The sequence below is a fragment of the Rhodococcus sp. IEGM 1330 genome, from assembly GCF_033142445.1.
Lineage (GTDB): Bacteria > Actinomycetota > Actinomycetes > Mycobacteriales > Mycobacteriaceae > Rhodococcoides.
On sequence record NZ_JAWLSB010000001.1, the window covers coordinates 646,839 to 665,194 of the forward strand.

An 18,356-nucleotide genomic window follows, 5' to 3' on the forward strand; every position below is an offset into this window, starting at 1 on the left:
GCACCACACACCACATACCCAGTAGGAGCATCGCCGTGGCACCGACCATCACCGACGCAGCACCCGTACCCACCACCGTCCGCGGCGACGGCGACATGGATTACCACGCGCTCAACGCGATGCTCAATCTGTACGGCCCCAACGGTGAGATCCAGTTCGAGAAGGATCGCGAGGCTGCCAATCAGTACTTCCTGCAGCACGTCAATCAGAACACCGTGTTCTTCCACGATCTGGACGAGAAGTTGGACTACCTCGTCGAGGAGAACTACTACGAGCCCGAGGTTCTGGATCAGTACTCCCGCGAGTTCGTCAAGTTCCTGATCAACCACGCGTACTCGAAGAAGTTCCGGTTCCCCACGTTCCTCGGGGCGTTCAAGTACTACACCTCGTACACGCTCAAGACGTTCGACGGCAAGCGTTACCTCGAGCGTTTCGAGGACCGGGTGTGCATGGTTGCGCTGACGCTGGCCGCCGGCGACGAGGCTCTGGCCACCGATCTCGTGGACGAGATCATCGCCGGCCGCTTCCAGCCCGCGACGCCCACCTTCCTCAACTCCGGCAAGAAGCAGCGCGGCGAGCCCGTGTCCTGCTTCCTGCTGCGTATCGAGGACAACATGGAGTCCATCGGCCGCTCCATCAACTCTGCCCTGCAGCTGTCGAAGCGTGGTGGCGGAGTTGCGTTGCTGCTGAGCAATATTCGCGAGGCCGGCGCGCCCATCAAGCGCATCGAGAACCAGTCCTCGGGTGTCATCCCGATCATGAAGCTGCTCGAGGACTCGTTCTCGTACGCCAACCAGCTCGGTGCACGCCAGGGCGCAGGCGCGGTGTACCTGCACGCGCATCACCCCGACGTCTACAAATTCCTCGACACCAAGCGTGAGAACGCGGACGAGAAGATCAGGATCAAGACGCTCTCGCTCGGAATCGTCATCCCGGACATCACGTTCGAGCTCGCGAAGAAGAACGAAGACATGTACTTGTTCTCGCCGTACGACGTCGAGCGCATCTACGGCGTCCCGTTCGCAGACATCGACGTCTCCGAGAAGTACTACGAGATGGTCGACGACAAGCGGATTCGCAAGACCAAGATCAAGTCGCGTGAGTTCTTCCAGACGCTCGCCGAGTTGCAGTTCGAGTCCGGCTACCCATACATCATGTACGAGGACACCGTCAATCGCGCGAACCCGGTGAAGGGCAAGATCACTCACTCCAACCTGTGCTCGGAGATCCTGCAGGTCTCGACGCCGTCCACGTTCAACGACGACCTCTCGTACAGTCACGTCGGCAAGGACATCTCGTGCAACCTCGGTTCGCTGAACATCGCCAAGACGATGGACTCGCCCGATTTCGGCAAGACCATCGCAGTGGCCATTCGCGGCCTCACCGCAGTGTCGGACCAGACGCACATCTTCTCCGTGCCGTCGATCGAGCAGGGCAACAACGATTCTCATGCGATCGGCCTCGGGCAGATGAATCTGCACGGTTACCTCGCTCGAGAACGCATTCACTACGGTTCGACCGAGGGCATCGACTTCACCAACATCTACTTCTACACGGTGCTGTTCCATGCGCTCCAGGCATCGAATCAGCTGGCCAAGGCTCGCGGTCAGTACTTCAAGGGGTTCCCCGACTCCAAGTACGCGTCGGGTGAGTTCTTCGACAAGTACACCGACGAGGTCTGGGAGCCGGCCACACCCAAGGTTGCGAAGTTGTTCGCCGACTCGGGCGTATCCGTTCCCACTCAGGACGATTGGACGACGTTGAAGGCGTCGGTGCAGGAGCACGGGATCTACAACCAGAACCTGCAGGCCGTCCCGCCGACCGGTTCCATCTCGTACATCAACAACTCCACCTCGTCGATTCACCCGGTGGCGTCGAAGATCGAGATCCGCAAGGAAGGCAAGATCGGTCGCGTCTACTACCCGGCTCCGTATCTCGACAACGACAACCTGGACTTCTACCAGGATGCGTACGAGATCGGGTACGAGAAGATCATCGACACCTACGCTGCTGCAACGCAACACGTCGATCAGGGCCTGTCGTTGACGCTGTTCTTCAAGGACACCGCCACCACCCGCGACATCAACCGCGCGCAGATCTACGCATGGCGCAAGGGCATCAAGACGCTGTACTACATCCGCTTGCGTCAGTTGGCCCTCGAAGGCACCGAGGTGGAGGGTTGCGTGTCCTGCATGCTGTAGCTGACTCGGCCGGTCGACCTGGGGCGAATACCGCCATGTCGCGGTGCGCTGCGGAGCATGATCAGGCATGGACACCGAAGCGGGCGACGAGGTCGAATCCGATATCGATGTGAAGATTGCTCGGAAGGACGCACGTCCTTCCGAGCAATTTTCGCGTGGTCGACGCGCTCGCCGGCGCGTACCCCGCAGCGGGTTGGCCGTATGGGATCCGGTCTCGCGTGGTCACGATGCGCTCGCAACGGTGCTCGCGCAGAACACCATTCGGGTGCCGGAGCTGCTGCCGATCCGCTATGCCCGAATGTCTGCATCGCCGTGGACCTACTTCCGCGGCGCCGCGGCCGTGATGGCAGCCGACCTCGCATCGACTCCGCACACCGGCGTCGAGGTCCAGCTGTGTGGCGATGCCCACGTGCTGAACTTCGGACTGTGGGCCACTCCCGAACGAAACCTGTACTTCGACCTCCGGGACTTCGACGAAACTCTTCCCGGCCCGTTCGAGTGGGACCTCACACGGCTGGCGACGTCTCTCGTGGTCCTCGGGCGAGAGAACGGGGTCGATGCGCGGCGTTCCGATCGGGCGGTGTCGGCGATGACGGCGGCGTACTGCAGAAAGATGAGGGCGTACGCGAACACGCCGGAGATCGACATCTGGTACGACCGCATCGACGTTGCAGGTTTGCTCGGTCACTTCTCGTCGGGCATCGCTCGCCACGCAGAGAAACTCATCGAGACGAAAGCCGAGCGCCGCACCAGCCGTGGGGCGTCCCGCAAGTTCACCGAGACGAGGGACGGTCGTCGAAGAATTCGCGAGGACGCACCTTTTCGCACTCATGTGGGTGATTCCCAGATCGAGCTGGTGCAGGCGGTGATCGCCGGTTACAGCGAGTCGGTCGACGACCACATCTGGAGTCTGCTGTCCAGGTTCCGCGTTCTCGACGTCGTTCGGCAGGTGGTCGGCGTCGGGAGCGTAGGGATGCGGGTGTATCTGGCCTTGCTGGAAGAACGGCGGACGTGCGACCCGTTCTTCCTGCAGATCAAGCAGGCAGGGCCGTCGGTGTTCGAGCAGTTTCTCGAACCGAGCAGGTACGACAATCACGGTGCCCGCGTGGTCAACGGACAGCGAATGCTGCAGAGTGCGACCGACATGTTCGTGGGCTGGACGGCAGTGGGAGACATGAACTTCTACGTTCGGCAGTTCCGTGACATGAAGGTCATTCCCGACGGCGAGATCATCGGGCCGTACCTCACCGAGTTCGCTACCGCATGCGGTGAGGTTCTCGCGCGAGCGCACGCTCGTAGTGGTGACGCAGAGGCGATCGCCGACTACCTCGGCCGCGGAGACAATGTCGATCGGGCAATGGTGGCCTTCGGCCACGCCTACGCCGATCAGAACGAGCGTGATCACGCACAGTTGGTCGCTGCCATCGAGGCCGGAACCGTCCCGTGCTCGGTGGGGTGGTGACAGACCGAAGCAGGCCTGGGGGCCATCCCTGCGGGCAACACTCCGGGCACACTTTGTAGTGCCTACCGGACTTGTCGGACACAACGGGTAGTGTTCGTATCAGCGACTTTTCACGCAGTTCCGTCCCCGTTTTCGCTCATCGACCTGTAGGTAGGCACCCATGGTAAAGCTCATCGATCGCGTCTCCGCGATCAACTGGAATCGGGTCCAGGACGACAAGGACTCCGAAGTGTGGGAGCGCCTCACCAGCAACTTCTGGCTGCCCGAGAAGGTGCCGGTATCCAACGACATCCCATCGTGGGCAACGCTGACCGCCGTCGAGAAGCAGTTGACGATGCGTGTGTTCACCGGGTTGACACTGCTCGACACCATTCAGGGCACCGTCGGCGCTGTCAGCCTCATCCCGGATGCCATCACTCCCCACGAGGAAGCGGTGTACACCAACATCGCGTTCATGGAGTCGGTGCACGCCAAGAGCTACAGTTCCATCTTCTCCACCCTCAGCTCCACCCGCGACATCGACGATGCATTCCGCTGGTCCGAGGAGAACGTCAACCTCCAGCGCAAAGCCGAGATCGTCCTGAACTTCTACCACGGTGACGATCCGCTCAAGCGCAAGGTCGCGTCGACGCTGCTCGAGTCGTTCCTGTTCTACTCCGGCTTCTACCTGCCGATGTACTGGTCCTCGCGGGCCAAGCTCACCAACACCGCGGACCTGATCCGTCTGATCATCCGCGACGAGGCCGTGCACGGGTACTACATCGGCTACAAGTACCAGAAGGGTCTCGAGAAGGTCAGCGAGGCGCAGCGCGAGGAGCTCAAGAACTACACGTTCGAGTTGCTGTTCGAGCTGTACGACAACGAGGTCGAGTACACCCAGGACCTCTACGACGAGATCGGCCTGACCGAGGACGTCAAGAAGTTCCTGCGCTACAACGCCAACAAAGCACTGAACAATCTCGGCTACGAGGGCCTGTTCCCCAAGGACGAGACGGACGTCAACCCGGCGATCCTGTCGGCGCTCTCACCCAACGCCGACGAGAACCACGACTTCTTCTCCGGCTCGGGTTCCTCGTACGTCATCGGCAAGGCCGTCAACACCGAAGACGCGGACTGGGACTTCTGAGCCCACTCGCGTAGTTCCGGGACGCTCACGAATTCGGTGGGCGTCCCGGCGGGCGAATGTCCGCGGCGTCCTTGGGCATTCGGCCCTTCTCGCTCAGAGCACGGCGCAGTAGGAACTCGATCTGAGCGTTCGTGCTTCGCAATTCGTCGGAGGCCCAGCGGGCGAGGGCGTCGTGCACCGCTGGGTCCAACCGCAGCAGGATCTTCTTACGTTCGACGGCCATGGCTCACTGATACAGCGATCCCGTGTTGACGACAGGTTGCGTGTCGCGGTCGCTGCACAGCACCACGAGCAGATTCGACACCATCGTGGCCTTACGCTCTTCGTCGAGCTCGACGACGTGCTTCTCCTCGAGCTTCCCGAGCGCCATCTCCACCATTCCGACGGCACCTTCGACGATCTGCTGACGGGCGGCGATGACCGCCCCGGCCTGCTGACGCCGCAACATGGCCTGGGCGATCTCCGGGGCATAGGCCAACCGGTTGATTCGGGTTTCGATCACCTCGACACCGGCCGAACGTACCCGTGCGTGCACCTCCTCCGACATGGCGGCGGTGATCTCGTCGGCGTTCTCCCGCAACGACATTCGCCCTTCGGCGTCGTACGGGTAGCTCCCGGCGATGTGCCGGACGGCTGACTCGGTCTGGACGGCGACGAACTCCTCGTAGTCGTCGACCTGAAAGGACGCCAGCGCGGTATCGGCAACCTGCCAGACGACTATGGCGGAGATCTCGATCGGGTTGCCGTCGGCGTCGTTGACCTTCGATTGGCCGGTCTCGTGGTTGCGGATTCGCGTCGAGATGGCCCGGCGGTACGTCAACGGATTGGTCCAGCGCAGCCCCGGTGTCCGCAGGGTGCCGCTGTACGAACTCCCGAGAAGCTGAAGAACGCGAGCCTGATTCGGTTGCACCAGCGTCAGACCCATGAGTGCCGGCAGTGAGAGGACGAAGAGGACGACCCCGGTCACGATGAGCAAGACGACGGTGAACACGAGTCCGAACGCGAATGCGGCGATTCCGCCGAGGAACAGCGCCAGGCCGACACCGAGCATCGACCAGCCGGGCAGATCCCATCCCGGGCGCTCGGCGATAGTGGTGGTCGGGGTACCCGTCGGCTTCTCGGCGACGGTTGCAGGTGCGGACATGAGAACCTCCCTCTCGATGGTGATACTAAAATGATATCACATTTAGGGGCGACGAGCGGCGTGTCGGTGACATCGGGTACTCGTGTGCGGCGGGTGAGTCAGCGCCGGAACCACGCCGACGGTTCGCCGGCGATGGCCTTCTCGATTCGCAATCGCGAAGTGGCCGTGAGGTTTTCCGGGAGTGCGTCGAGTGCGAACCAGGCGAAGTCGAGATTCTCGTCGTCGGCCACATGAGGGGTGCCGCCGGTGTACCGAGCGAGAAACGTGATGTCGAGATACTGCGCGACGTCGCCGTTGGGGTACGTGATCGGCTCCGTCACGTCGACGCTCGTCAGACGCACGATCGAGGCGTCGACTCCGGTTTCCTCGCCGATCTCGCGCAGGGCGGCCGGGGCGGGTTCCTCGCCCGGTTCGAGAATTCCGGAGACCACGGCCCAGGTGTTGTTGTCCGCTCGCAGGGTCAGCAGCACACGCCGGTCGTCGTCGAGAACGACAGCGCTGACACCGGACAACCACAGCGGCGACGTACCGACGACACTGCGCAGGGCGCGGACGAACTCGGGAATCGGCATCGCGTCAGGAGACGTAGGCGTTCAGGGAAGCGGACAGATCGTCCAGAACGGCCCGTGCGGCGACGACGCCGCTGCCGGACCACACCGTGTCGTTCACGGCGAACACCCGACCGTCGGTGACCGAACCGAGGCCGTGCCACGTGTCACTGTCCATCACCTCGCGCCCGAACGTCTCGCCATCGGGGCCGGCGAATCGCACGTAGACGATGTCTCCCTCGACCGGCGAGAGGTCGTCCGACTCGACCGAGAATGCGGCGTCGCGCTGGCTCTGAGGCCGGCCGACTCCGACCTCGGCGAGTATCTGTCCCGCGAACGAGCTCGTTCCGTCCACCTCGATGGAGTCCGCATCGAATCGAACGACGGACGCCTGGGTCTGGGTGGCATCGATCTCGCGACCGACCCGTTCGGCATCCGCGGAGAACGATGCGAGTGCCTCGAATCCCGCTTGTCCGCGACCGAGCGCCGCCGCGGACTGCAGGAAGGTGTCCTTCCAGCCCTGCCCGGTTGCGGTGAAGACGGTCGGGGCGATGGCCGTCAGCTCGTCGTAAGTGTTCGATCCGAGAGAATCGGCACCCAGGATCAGATCGGGGTCGAGGGCGGCGATGGCATCGATGTCGGGTGCGCCCTCCGGGCCGACGGACGGGACGGACGCCAATCCGGTGCCCAGGTAGAGCGGTTGATCGCCGTCACCGCGGAAATCGGGGTCGATCGTGGCCGCCCCGACGACACGCTCCCAGATCCCGACCGCGCAGCTCGCGTCCAGGCCTGCGGCATCGAGCACGACGATGCGCTGGGGATCGGCCGGAAGGGTGCTGATCCCCTCGGCATGCCCCACGGGTCGGGTGTCACCTTCGATGCCGGTCGGGTCGAGTGGTGCGAGTGCGGGGCACAGTCCCGCGGTGTCCCGGTTGTTTCCGACCACTCCGGCACCGGCGATGTTCGTGGTGGTGCGGACAATGGAGGATGCGTCGTCCTGCGCCTCGGAGTCGGAGCAGCCGACCAGCGCAATGGCTGCGGCGAGGCACACGGCGGCGACGGTGCCGATCCTGCGCGGCGCACACGAACGGGGGACTCGCGGGTGGAGTGGCAACGCGGGACTTCCTTCGACGGGTCGGGTGGTCTCACACAGTATCGGAAGGCGGCCGTCGCAGAACACCCGAACGGACGCCGTCGAGCGTCCGGAATCGGCGCCGGTCGCGGCGTTCCCCGCTGCGTCGGAAAGGCCGACAGCGCAGGCGGATCGCGCGATCCGGGCATGCTCGATTCGGCCCAATACGACACACGGTAGGACCGGTTCGGCAAGCGTCGGTCCGACGGTCTACGATTCGAGTAGCGCACGACTAGATGACGTCGCCTCGTGGTTCGAGGTCCGACGCGCAATCAGGAGGATCTGTGACTGCCCTAGCGCCTAGACCCGCTCCCGCGGTGGATGCTGCTCGGCCGTTCCCGCCGCGGACGGGACCGAAGGGGTCGTTCCTGCACAAAGCGGTGACGACCACCGATCCCAAGGTGTTGGGAATCATGTACATCGCGACATCGTTCGCGTTCTTCCTGGTCGGTGGACTCATGGCGCTGCTGATGCGCGCCGAGTTGGCCATTCCGGGAATGCAGTTCCTGTCCAACGAGCAGTACAACCAGCTGTTCACCATGCACGGCACCATCATGTTGCTGCTGTACGCGACGCCGATCGTGTTCGGATTCGCGAACTACATCCTTCCGCTGCAGATCGGTGCTCCCGACGTTGCGTTTCCGCGGTTGAACGCGTTCTCGTACTGGCTCTACCTGTTCGGTGCCTTGATCACCACGGCCGGATTCATCACCCCCGGCGGTGCCGCCGACTTCGGGTGGACCGCGTACACCCCGCTCACCTCGGCGCTGCACTCGCCCGGTGTCGGTGCTGACCTCTGGATCATGGGCCTCGCCGTTGCCGGTCTCGGCACCATCCTCGGTGGCGTCAACATGATCACCACCGTGATCTGCCTGCGCGCTCCCGGCATGACGATGTTCCGCATGCCGATCTTCACCTGGAACATCCTGGTGACGTCGATTCTGATCCTGCTGGCGTTCCCGCTGCTGACGGCGGCGTTGCTCGGTTTGGCGGCCGACCGACATCTGGGGGCGCACCTGTTCGATCCGGCGACCGGTGGAGTGCTGTTGTGGCAGCACCTGTTCTGGTTCTTCGGTCACCCCGAGGTGTACATCATCGCGCTGCCGTTCTTCGGAATCGTCTCCGAGGTGTTCCCCGTCTTCTCGCGTAAGCCGATCTTCGGTTACTCGGGTCTGATCTACGCGACGATCGCGATCGCCGCCCTCTCCATCGCAGTGTGGGCGCACCACATGTACGCCACGGGCGCTGTGTTGCTGCCGTTCTTCTCCTTCATGACGTTCTTGATCGCGGTGCCGACGGGCGTGAAGATCTTCAACTGGGTCGGCACGATGTGGCGAGGTCAGGTGACACTGGAAACGCCGATGCTGTTCTCGATCGGGTTCCTGATCACCTTCGTCTTCGGCGGACTGACCGGTGTTCTGCTGGCATCGCCGCCCATCGACTTCCAGGTCACCGACACCTACTTCGTGGTCGCCCACTTCCACTACGTGGTGTTCGGCACCGTGGTGTTCGCGACGTACGCCGGTATCTACTTCTGGTTCCCGAAGATGACGGGCCGGATGATGGACGAGGCTCTGGGCAAGTGGCACTTCTGGCTGACGTTCTTCGGATTCCACGCCACGTTCCTGGTGCAGCACTGGCTCGGAAACGAGGGCATGCCGCGTCGCTACGCCGATTACCTTCCCTCGGACGGCTTCACCGAGTTGAACATCATCTCCACGATCGGTGCCTTCATTCTCGGTGCCTCGACACTGCCGTTCGTGTGGAACGTGTTCAAGTCCTACCGCTACGGCGAGGTCGTCACCGTCGACGATCCGTGGGGCTACGGTAACTCGTTGGAGTGGGCCACCTCCTGCCCGCCGCCGCGACACAACTTCACCGAACTGCCTCGGATCCGTTCCGAGCGTCCGGCGTTCGAGTTGCACTACCCGCACATGGTCGAACGGATGCGCGCGGAAGCGCACGTCGGGCCGGGAGCGCACGGCGGTAAGACCACCGCAGTCCTCGAACAGGCCCGCCGGGCTCCGATCGCCACCAGCGATCACGAAGGGTCCGGAGACCCGGACCCCAAGTAGTCCACAGCAGCAGCGAGAGCCCCTCCCGGCTACCGGGTGGGGCTCTTCGCTTGCGACAATCTCGTGGCGTGTTCGGGCTCGCTCGTCCACGACAGGTGACACGAAGACCTATCCGGCCGCTGGCCGTGCGCGAAAGGGAGATTCGGTGACTTCGAGCGACACCGCAGTGCTGGTGACGGTGACGGGACCCGACAAGCCGGGCGTCACATCGGTGCTGTTCGCAGCCCTGTCACGGCACAACGTCAGCCTTCTCGACGTCGAGCAGGTGGTCATTCGCGGCAGATTGACGCTGGGGGTTCTCCTGTCCTGTCCCCGCGATCCCGAAGCACTCCAGGAAGAGCTCGAGGACGCGATGGCGACGGTCGGCGTTCACGTCGACGTCGAGATCGACACTGCGCGGGGCGGTGGCCAGAGCTTGGCCACCCACGTCGTCGTCGTTCTGGGCCGACCCGTGACAGCGCGCGCCTTCAGCACCATCTCCCGTGAACTCGCCCGACAGGGCGCGAACATCGATTCGATTCGCGGTATTGCCGACTATCCCGTCACGGGCCTCGAACTGCAGGTGACCGCAACCGACACCTCGCCGGATGCCGACCTGCAACTGCGTACCGGTCTTGCGGCCATCGCAGCCGGAATCGGCGTCGACATCGCCGTGCAGCGCGGCGGAATCGCACGGCGATCCAAGCGACTGATCGTGTTCGACGTCGACTCCACGCTCGTCCAGGGGGAGGTCATCGAAATGTTGGCTGCCCGCGCTGGGCGCGAGGACGAGGTACGCGCGGTCACCGAAGCTGCCATGCGCGGAGAGATCGACTTCGCGGAGTCGCTCGAACAGCGGGTCGCCGTGTTGGCCGGACTCGACGAATCCGTCATCGACGAAGTGGGCGAAAGCCTGGAACTGACGGCAGGGGCCAGGACCACCATCCGCACCCTCCGACGTCTCGGGTTCGCCTGCGGCGTCGTATCCGGTGGATTCCGACAGGTCATCGAGGGACTCGCTCACGAGCTCGAACTCGACTACGTCAAGGCGAACACCCTCGAGATCGTCGACGGCAAGCTCACCGGCCGGGTGATCGGAGAAGTGGTCGATCGTGCTGCGAAAGCGACCGCACTGCGTGAGTTCGCTGCCCAGTCGGGAGTGCCGATGGAGCAGACCGTCGCCGTCGGCGACGGAGCGAACGACATCGACATGCTGACGGCCGCGGGCCTCGGGGTCGCCTTCAACGCCAAGCCTGCGTTGCGAGAGATCGCCGACACGGCCATCTCGCATCCGTATCTGGATGCGGTTCTGTTCATCCTCGGCGTCACCCGCAACGAGATCGAAGCTGCGGACGCGGTCGACGGGGGAGTCCGCCGCGTCCCGATCCCATGACCGGCGATCCCATGACCGGTGATCCCGTGGCCGGCGATGCACCGGATGACGTTGCCGCCGAAGCTCCGGCCGAGGAATTCTCACCGGACAACACGTTCGTCTCGCGCCACGCCGAGCTCGCTCGTGGGTACGGCGGAGCCGAGGACCCGGAAGATCCGTCGCAAGTCCTGGCCATGCCGTTGGTGCTGCATATCCCCAAACCTGATCCGCCTCTGCGTGGCGAGTTGCTCGAGGCAGCTGCCAGAGCAACCGTCGCGCTGTGCCTGGACCCACGGGTGGGCGTGGGTGCGTCGTGGAACGAGGCCTTCACCGAGTGGACGTCGGCTCGCATCCGAAAAGTTGCCCGACGTGCCCGCGGTGCACAGTGGCGTGCGGCGCAGGATGTTCCTGGTGTCACGGTCGACGTCGGGGGAGCGTCGGCACGCGCTTTCGTGCCCGGTCGGGTCGGAGATCTGGATCCGCGGATCAAGCGGCTGCAGATCGGTGGGACCGACGTGGCGGCCGAAGACGAACCTTCGGTCTCGCCCGGCCCTGTGCTGTGGATCGACGCCTCCCTGTCGATGACGGTGGGCAAGGCGGCCGCTCAGGTGGGGCACGCGTCGATGCTGTTGGCGGGTGCGATGAGCATGGAGGAATGCCGTGAGTGGGCTGCGTCGGGTTTCGCATGTTCGGTCCGATCCGCGAACCCGGACCAATGGACGCGTGCGCTGGGCGAGGTTCGCGCCGGACGTGCTGTCGCGGTGCGGGATGCAGGCTTCACCGAAGTGGCACCCGGTTCGACGACCGTGATTGCCGTTCTCTAGAGCTGGGGTCCACTGTCGCATAAGTGGCTATGCCGAACGTATCCAGTAGCCCCGAGACTGGAAGCATGTTCACCTCACCACGTCGTGTCGTCGCCGGTCGCCGGCTTCCTTCTCGGTTGGCCGCCCTCTACGTGGGTCTGTGGCTGTACGGGGCGTCGATGTCGTTGATGATCGCCGGTGGACTGGGCGTCAACCCATGGGACGTCTTCCACCAGGGTCTCGAGAGTCACCTGTCGCTCAGCTTCGGAACCATCACCGCGATCACCGGTGTGGCCGTACTGCTGATGTGGATCCCGCTGCGGCAACGTCCTGGCCTGGGCACCGTGAGCAACGTGGTGGTGATCGCCGTTGCGGTGGACGCCACGTCGGCGGTGTTGCCGCATCTCGACGGGCTCCCGATCAGGACCCTGGCCATGGTGTCGGGCATCGTGGTCAACGCGTTCGCAACCGCGCTGTACATCGGTGCCGGGATGGGTCCGGGGCCACGAGACGGACTGATGACCGGACTGGTGGCCAGGACCGGATGGTCGATTCGCCTCACCCGCACCGGAATCGAGTTGACGGTGGTGCTCACCGGTTGGTTGCTCGGCGGGACGCTCGGCGTCGGGACGGTTCTCTATGCGCTCGGAGTCGGTCCGCTCGTGCAATTGTTCATGACTCACCTGCCTGCGCTGCGCAGTACCAGGACTGTCGATCCAGTCACCGATATCGTCGAACCCGGTTCCAGTGCAGTGGTATCCGCGGGTACTCCGTCGACACAAGAGGAATCGAGGACCGGAACGAACCGCGACGACGACCAACTCGGGCACGCCAGAGTGATGTCGGCGGGGCCGCCGGAATGGAGGACGAGGAGCGAGCTGGCGTCGTCGACCTGCCCGCCGTCGGAGGAGTAGGAGCGGACGTCGGAACCGTCCACCCAGGCCTGAATGGTGCGCACCGAGTCGTCGTTCCAGCGGTCCGTGTCGAATTCGACTCCGGCGGAATCGAACCACACCAGATCGGGTCGGCCGGTCGGTGTCGCGCGGCCGGTGAAGAACTCCTGCTGACGTAGCGTGGGAGCGCTCGCTCGGACGCGGAGCAGTCGACCCACGAAGCGAATCATGTTCTGATCCGCACGGTCCCAGTCGATGGCCCAGGCATCTGCCGCCGGTGCATCCTCGGCAATGCAGTACGCGTTGTTGTTGCCTCCCTGGGTGTGTCCCAGTTCGTCGCCGGCAAGCAGCATCGGTGTACCGGTGGAGAGCGTCAGGGTTGCCAGTAGTGCCCGGACATGGCGTCCCCGAGCCTCGACGATGGACGGGTCGTCGGTCGGCCCCTCGACGCCGTGGTTGACCGACGAGTTGTTGTCGGTACCGTCCCTGTTCTCTTCGCCGTTGGCCTCGTTGTGCTTTCGGTCGTACGACACCAGATCGCGGGCGGTGAATCCGTCGTGCGCGGTGACGAAGTTGATCGACGCCCACGGCAGGCGGCCGCCGCCCGCGAAGAGGTCTTCCGAACCGGCCAGGCGCGAGGCCAATTCGCGGACGCCGTGCTGGCCCGCCCAGAAGCATCGCACCGTGTCGCGGTAGCGATCGTTCCATTCCGACCAGGCCACTCCGAAGTTGCCGACCTGATAACCGGCACCGGTGGCATCCCACGGCTCGGCGATCAATTTGACCCGAGCCAGGACCGGGTCGGTGGCAATGGCGGTCAACAACGGTGCGCGAGAATCGAATCGCCAACCGCCGGGCCGGCCGAGAGTGCTGGCGAGGTCGAATCGGAACCCGTCCACACCCATGTCCTCGACCCAGTACCGAAGGCTGTCGCACACCATCCGCACGACCGCGGGCGACGCGGAATCTAGGGTGTTGCCGCAACCGGTCAGATCGACATCCGACCCGCGTCCGTCCAGCAGGTAGTAGCCGGGCGCATCGAGCCCACGCCAGCTGATCGAGGGGCCGTCGACCGCGGATTCGCACGTGTGGTTGTAGACGACGTCGAGGATCACCTCGATCCCGGCAGCGTGCAGCGCGTCGACCATGGTGCGAAATTCATCCACCTCGGCACCGGGAACGGCGGCGAAGCGCGGATCCGGTGCGAAGTACGCACCCGTCGAGTACCCCCAGTGGTTTCGCATACCCCGGGCGCGGACGCCGGGTTCGGTGAATGTGGTGTGCACGGGCAGCAATTCGACCGACGTGATGCCGATGCGCGCCAGATGTTCGAGGACCGCCGGCTCGGCGAGCCCCAGGTAGGTCCCGCGAAGATGCTGGGGCACAGCAGGATTGCGGGCCGTGAACGATCCCACGTGCAGCTCGTAGAGGACGGTTCGGTCCCAGGGGACCTCAGGGCGCGCGGGACGGCCGACGTGATCGGCAGCTGCGCGGACGACGCCGAGCGGGAGGTGCCCGAGCGAGTCGCGAGAACTGGGCGCGCCGAACGGGTCGTCCTCGTAGGCGAGCAATGCCGACGGGTCTCCGAATGCTCCGGTCACCTGGCGCGCTGCGGGATCGAGCAGAATTTTCGCGCCGTTGAACCGGCGGCCGGAGTGCGGATCCCACTTCCCGTGGGCGCGGAAGCCGTATCGGTCACCGGGCCGCACTCCCGGGACGAAGGCATGTCGAACTCCGAATGTGCGGGTGGTCAGTTCCATCCGTCGTTCACCGCCGTCCGGATCGATCAGACACACCTCGACTCCATCGGCCTCGGGTGCATGGACTGCAAATTGCGTGCCAGTCTGCAGTGCAGTGGCACCCAGCGGGAACGGTGATCCGGGCGGGTTCGAGGCGGACTCGCCGCCGGCGGTCCGGTGGGAGCTACGAGGCAGATCGTCAGTGGGCGACACGCGTGCACATCCTGCCGTGAATGCACGGTCTATGTGCGGGAAGATAGGCGTCGTGTCTGAACCGGATCCCGACCTGCTCGTAGATTTCACCGACGTAGTCGTCCGCCGCGGTGGTGCGACCCTGGTGGGACCCGTCACCTGGAAGGTGGAACTGGACGAACGGTGGGTCGTCCTCGGCCCGAACGGCGCCGGAAAGACGTCCCTACTGCGTATCGCTGCGGCCGAGATCCATCCCACGTCCGGTGTCGCCCACGTTCTCGGCGAGGTCATGGGCAAGGCCGACGTCTCCGAACTCCGACCGCGGATCGGCTTGTCGTCCTCCTCGCTGGCGCAGCGCATTCCGGCCGACGAACTCGTGTCCGATCTGGTGGTGTCCGCCGGCTACTCGGTACTGGGGCGTTGGCGCGAGAAATACGACGCGGTCGACACCGAGCGCGCAGTCGAAATGCTCGAGAGCCTCGGTGCCGAACATCTCGCCACCCGCGCCTACGGCACGCTGTCCGAAGGCGAACGAAAGCGTGTTCTCATCGCTCGCGCCCTGATGACCGATCCCGAACTTCTCTTGCTGGACGAGCCGGCGGCAGGCCTCGACCTCGGTGGACGCGAGGAACTGGTGGCACGCCTGACCGACCTCGCGGCCGATCCCGACGCCCCCGCCACCGTGCTGATCACCCATCACGTGGAAGAGATTCCGCCGGGCTTCAGTCACGCGCTGTTGCTCAAGGAAGGCGGGGTGGTGGCACAGGGACTGGTGGACGACGTCATCACCGCAGAGAACCTGACCGAGGCGTTCAGTCAGTCGATCGCACTCGATCGCGTCGACGGTCGGTACTTCGCGCGGCGGACCCGCGCTGCCGGGGCGCACCGCCGATAGAGCGGACCGAGCGACTGCGCTGCGCTGCACAGCGGTACGTTGCCTTTCATGAGCTCGAACAGTGCTGCCGGTCACGTGCAGGCGCGGGACGCCTCGACGGTCATCTTGATTCGTGACGGTCAGTTGCGGCCCGACATCGAGGTGTTCCTGCTCGAACGCGTCGGTGGCATGGCGTTCGCAGGTGGCATGACGGTGTTTCCCGGTGGCGGCGTCGACCCCTCGGACGCGGCAGCGGATGTCCGCTGGGCAGGTCCGCCGCCGTCGTGGTGGGCCGAGCGCTTCGGAACCGACGAGGGCAAGGCGCAGGCCCTGGTGTGTGCTGCGGCGCGCGAGACGTTCGAGGAGTGCGGCGTGCTGTTGGCCGGTTCGACACCGGATTCGATCGTTGCCGATACCGCTCCGTTCGCGGCGGAGCGGGGTCGGCTCGAGCGCCGTGAGGTGTCATTTGCCGAATTCCTCACCGCCCACGACCTCGTGCTGCGATCGGATCTGCTCCGGCCGTGGTCGCACTGGATCACCCCGGTGGGCGAAGCGCGACGGTACGACACCCGCTTTTTCGTCGCAGTGCTGCCCGAGGGGCAAAATGCCGACGGCGAGACCAGCGAGGCAGCGTCGGTGAGCTGGCGTTCGACCGGTGACGCACTGGCGGACTGGCGGTCGGGAAACACCATCCTTCTTCCGCCGACCTGGAGCCAACTGGACGCACTGTCTCGGTTCGACACCGTCGCCCAGGTCGTCGATCACGACCGCGAGATCGCCCCGGTCCTACCGATTCTCACCCGCGACGACGGGACGGTCCGGGTGCTCTTCGAGGGCGACGATGCGTACTACGCCGGAACGCGACATCCCTGGTCGGATCGATAGTCCTCGGCCCGGTAGCCTTTCGGCCCATGGCTGAGTTCGTGAATCTCGAAGTATCCGACGGTATCGGCACCATCCGCCTGGATCGTCCGCCGATGAATGCGCTCGATCGGCAGATGCAGGAGGAAATCCGAGCGGCGGCCCGCGAGGCCACGGTCGACTCGGACGTCAAGGCTGTCGTCGTCTACGGCGGCGAGAAGGTCTTCGCCGCCGGTGCCGACATCAAGGAGATGGTGGCGTTGTCCGCGGCCGAGATGGCCGATATCGCCGGAGATCTGCAGTCCGCCCTCGGCTCGCTCAGTACCATTCCCAAGCCCGTGGTTGCGGCCGTGACCGGATACGCACTCGGTGGTGGGCTCGAAGTCGCACTGGGCGCGGACCGCCGGATCGCCGGTGACAACGCGAAGTTCGGTGTCCCGGAGGTGCTGCTCGGTGTCATCCCCGGCGGCGGCGGAACGCAGCGGCTGGCTCGGCTGATCGGCCCGAGCCGTGCTAAGGACATGGTCTTCACCGGCCGCTTCGTCGGTGCCGAGGAAGCGTTACGCATCGGATTGGTGGACGAGGTGGTGGCACCGGACGAGGTGTACAACGCCGCCCGCGCCTGGGCCATGCAGTTCACCACGGGTGCATCGCGAGCGCTCGCAGCGGCCAAGGCGTCGATCGACCAGGGGCTCGACGTCGATCTCACCACCGGTCTGCGGATCGAGGCGCAGCAGTTCGCGGCCCTGTTCGCCACCGAGGACCGAACGATCGGCATGACGTCGTTCGTGGCCGACGGCCCTGGAAAAGCGACCTTCACCGGACGGTGAAGCTACGGCCCCGCAGAGAAGAGTTGTTCCACAGCTACCGGATAGTAGGCTCGCCTGATGACTGCAAGCCCCCACGACGGTGTCAATCGATCGATCTCGAACGTGATGCCTTCGGCCTCGTCCGAGACCGATGACCGCCAGGTCGATCCAGCCCCGAATCCGCACGCCACTGCCGAGCAGGTCGAGGCCGCACGGACGGACACCAAACTGGCGCAGGTGCTCTATCACGACTGGGAAGCCGAGACCTACGACGACAAGTGGTCGATTTCCTACGACGAGCGATGCATCGACTACGCGCGCGGGCGGTTCGATCAGGCGGTCTCCGGTGACGCGTCGGCGCAATCCGCACTGCCGTACGGCCGCGCGCTCGAACTGGGCTGCGGTACCGGGTTCTTCCTGCTCAACCTGATGCAGGCCGGCATCGCAGACAAGGGCTCGGTCACCGACCTCTCGCCCGGCATGGTCAAGGTCGCTCTCCGCAACGCCGAGCACCTCGGTCTGGACGTCGACGGCCGCGTCGCCGACGCGGAGACGATTCCGTACGACGACAACACGTTCGATCTCGTCGTCGGGCATGCCGTCCTGCACCACATCCCGGACGTCGAACAGTCCCTGCGCGAGGTGCTGCGGGTGCTCAAACCGGGCGGCCGCTTCGTTTTCGCGGGCGAACCCACCACGGTCGGCAACTTCTACGCACGCTGGCTCGGACGCATCACGTGGGAGGCGACGACCCGCGCAACCAAGCTCCCGTTCCTGGCGAGCTGGCGCAAGCCGCAGGAAGAGCTCGACGAGTCCTCGCGAGCAGCGGCACTCGAGGCCGTCGTCGACCTGCACACGTTCGATCCGACCGATCTCGAGCACATCGCGCTCTCGGCCGGTGCGGAGTCCGTGCAGGCGAACACCGAGGAGTTCGCCGCCGCTCTGCTCGGCTGGCCGGTGCGGACCTTCGAGGCCGCAGTACCCGCGGGCAAGCTGGGATGGAACTGGGCGAAATTCGCCTTCGGTGGATGGAAGACACTGAGTTGGGTCGACGAGAACGTGCTGCAGCACGTGGTACCGCGCGGGCTGTTCTACAACGTGATGATCACCGGCACCAAGCCTGCACCTCGCGATTGACAGGCAGAT

Annotated in this window: 15 protein-coding genes; 10 read left to right on the forward strand and 5 right to left on the reverse strand. The window is 64.7% G+C overall.

The window, feature by feature from the left end:
• Positions 1-35 precede the first annotated feature (35 nt).
• The 3 genes from nrdE to nrdF all read left to right on the forward strand — a co-directional run bounded on the left by nrdE (position 36) and on the right by nrdF (position 4,789).
• Positions 36-2,201, forward strand: coding sequence for a class 1b ribonucleoside-diphosphate reductase subunit alpha (nrdE, locus tag R4P57_RS02940; RefSeq protein WP_411742273.1), 2,166 nt, complete (start codon positions 36-38; stop codon positions 2,199-2,201).
• 67 nt (positions 2,202-2,268) lie between these two features.
• A complete protein-coding gene (locus R4P57_RS02945) occupies positions 2,269-3,663 on the forward strand; it encodes a DUF2252 domain-containing protein (protein WP_317801391.1) in 1,395 nt (464 codons plus the stop codon).
• Between the two features lie 160 nt (positions 3,664-3,823).
• Positions 3,824-4,789: a class 1b ribonucleoside-diphosphate reductase subunit beta gene (nrdF, locus tag R4P57_RS02950; protein ID WP_317801392.1), complete on the forward strand. Its 966-nt coding sequence runs from the start codon at positions 3,824-3,826 to the stop codon at positions 4,787-4,789.
• A gap of 25 nt (positions 4,790-4,814) precedes the next feature.
• On the opposite strand, the gene R4P57_RS02955 is transcribed toward nrdF, so the two are convergent.
• From R4P57_RS02955 to R4P57_RS02970, 4 genes are all read right to left on the reverse strand, one after another.
• Positions 4,815-5,012 carry a hypothetical protein gene (locus R4P57_RS02955; RefSeq protein WP_317801393.1) on the reverse strand — a complete coding sequence of 66 codons (198 nt, stop codon included), beginning with the start codon at positions 5,010-5,012 and terminating at the stop codon, positions 4,815-4,817.
• 3 nt (positions 5,013-5,015) lie between these two features.
• The gene (locus R4P57_RS02960) at positions 5,016-5,933 is read right to left on the reverse strand and encodes an SPFH domain-containing protein (RefSeq protein ID WP_317801394.1); all 918 of its coding nucleotides are present in this window, start codon (positions 5,931-5,933) and stop codon (positions 5,016-5,018) included.
• Between the two features lie 98 nt (positions 5,934-6,031).
• The gene (locus tag R4P57_RS02965; protein ID WP_317801395.1) at positions 6,032-6,505 is read right to left on the reverse strand and encodes an NUDIX domain-containing protein; all 474 of its coding nucleotides are present in this window, start codon (positions 6,503-6,505) and stop codon (positions 6,032-6,034) included.
• 4 nt (positions 6,506-6,509) lie between these two features.
• The gene (locus R4P57_RS02970) at positions 6,510-7,595 is read right to left on the reverse strand and encodes an ABC transporter substrate-binding protein (protein ID WP_411742274.1); all 1,086 of its coding nucleotides are present in this window, start codon (positions 7,593-7,595) and stop codon (positions 6,510-6,512) included.
• Positions 7,596-7,897: 302 nt separating this feature from the next.
• On the opposite strand from R4P57_RS02970, the gene ctaD reads away from it, so the two are divergent.
• The 3 genes from ctaD to R4P57_RS02985 all read left to right on the forward strand — a co-directional run bounded on the left by ctaD (position 7,898) and on the right by R4P57_RS02985 (position 11,863).
• Positions 7,898-9,688 (forward strand): cytochrome c oxidase subunit I, encoded by a 1,791-nt coding sequence (ctaD, locus tag R4P57_RS02975; protein WP_317801396.1) that lies wholly within the window; start codon positions 7,898-7,900, stop codon positions 9,686-9,688.
• 145 nt (positions 9,689-9,833) lie between these two features.
• The gene (serB, locus tag R4P57_RS02980; RefSeq protein ID WP_068045812.1) at positions 9,834-11,060 is read left to right on the forward strand and encodes a phosphoserine phosphatase SerB; all 1,227 of its coding nucleotides are present in this window, start codon (positions 9,834-9,836) and stop codon (positions 11,058-11,060) included.
• Positions 11,057-11,863 carry an aminoacyl-tRNA hydrolase gene (locus tag R4P57_RS02985; RefSeq protein ID WP_317801397.1) on the forward strand — a complete coding sequence of 269 codons (807 nt, stop codon included), beginning with the start codon at positions 11,057-11,059 and terminating at the stop codon, positions 11,861-11,863. Before serB ends, R4P57_RS02985 begins: the two co-directional genes overlap by 4 nt.
• 658 nt (positions 11,864-12,521) lie before the next feature.
• Here R4P57_RS02985 and glgX read toward each other — a convergent pair.
• The gene (gene glgX, locus R4P57_RS02995; protein WP_411742275.1) at positions 12,522-14,687 is read right to left on the reverse strand and encodes a glycogen debranching protein GlgX; all 2,166 of its coding nucleotides are present in this window, start codon (positions 14,685-14,687) and stop codon (positions 12,522-12,524) included.
• 31 nt (positions 14,688-14,718) lie between these two features.
• On the opposite strand from glgX, the gene R4P57_RS03000 reads away from it, so the two are divergent.
• The 4 genes from R4P57_RS03000 to R4P57_RS03015 all read left to right on the forward strand — a co-directional run bounded on the left by R4P57_RS03000 (position 14,719) and on the right by R4P57_RS03015 (position 18,347).
• Positions 14,719-15,561, forward strand: a complete 843-nt coding sequence (locus tag R4P57_RS03000; protein WP_317801398.1) for an ABC transporter ATP-binding protein — start codon at positions 14,719-14,721, stop codon at positions 15,559-15,561.
• 48 nt (positions 15,562-15,609) lie between these two features.
• A complete protein-coding gene (locus R4P57_RS03005; RefSeq protein ID WP_317801399.1) occupies positions 15,610-16,425 on the forward strand; it encodes an NUDIX domain-containing protein in 816 nt (271 codons plus the stop codon).
• Between the two features lie 26 nt (positions 16,426-16,451).
• Positions 16,452-17,231, forward strand: coding sequence for an enoyl-CoA hydratase/isomerase family protein (locus R4P57_RS03010; protein ID WP_317801400.1), 780 nt, complete (start codon positions 16,452-16,454; stop codon positions 17,229-17,231).
• Between the two features lie 105 nt (positions 17,232-17,336).
• Complete coding sequence (locus R4P57_RS03015) at positions 17,337-18,347, forward strand: class I SAM-dependent methyltransferase (protein WP_317801683.1); 1,011 nt, start codon at positions 17,337-17,339, stop codon at positions 18,345-18,347.
• The last annotated feature ends 9 nt before the right edge of the window (positions 18,348-18,356 follow it).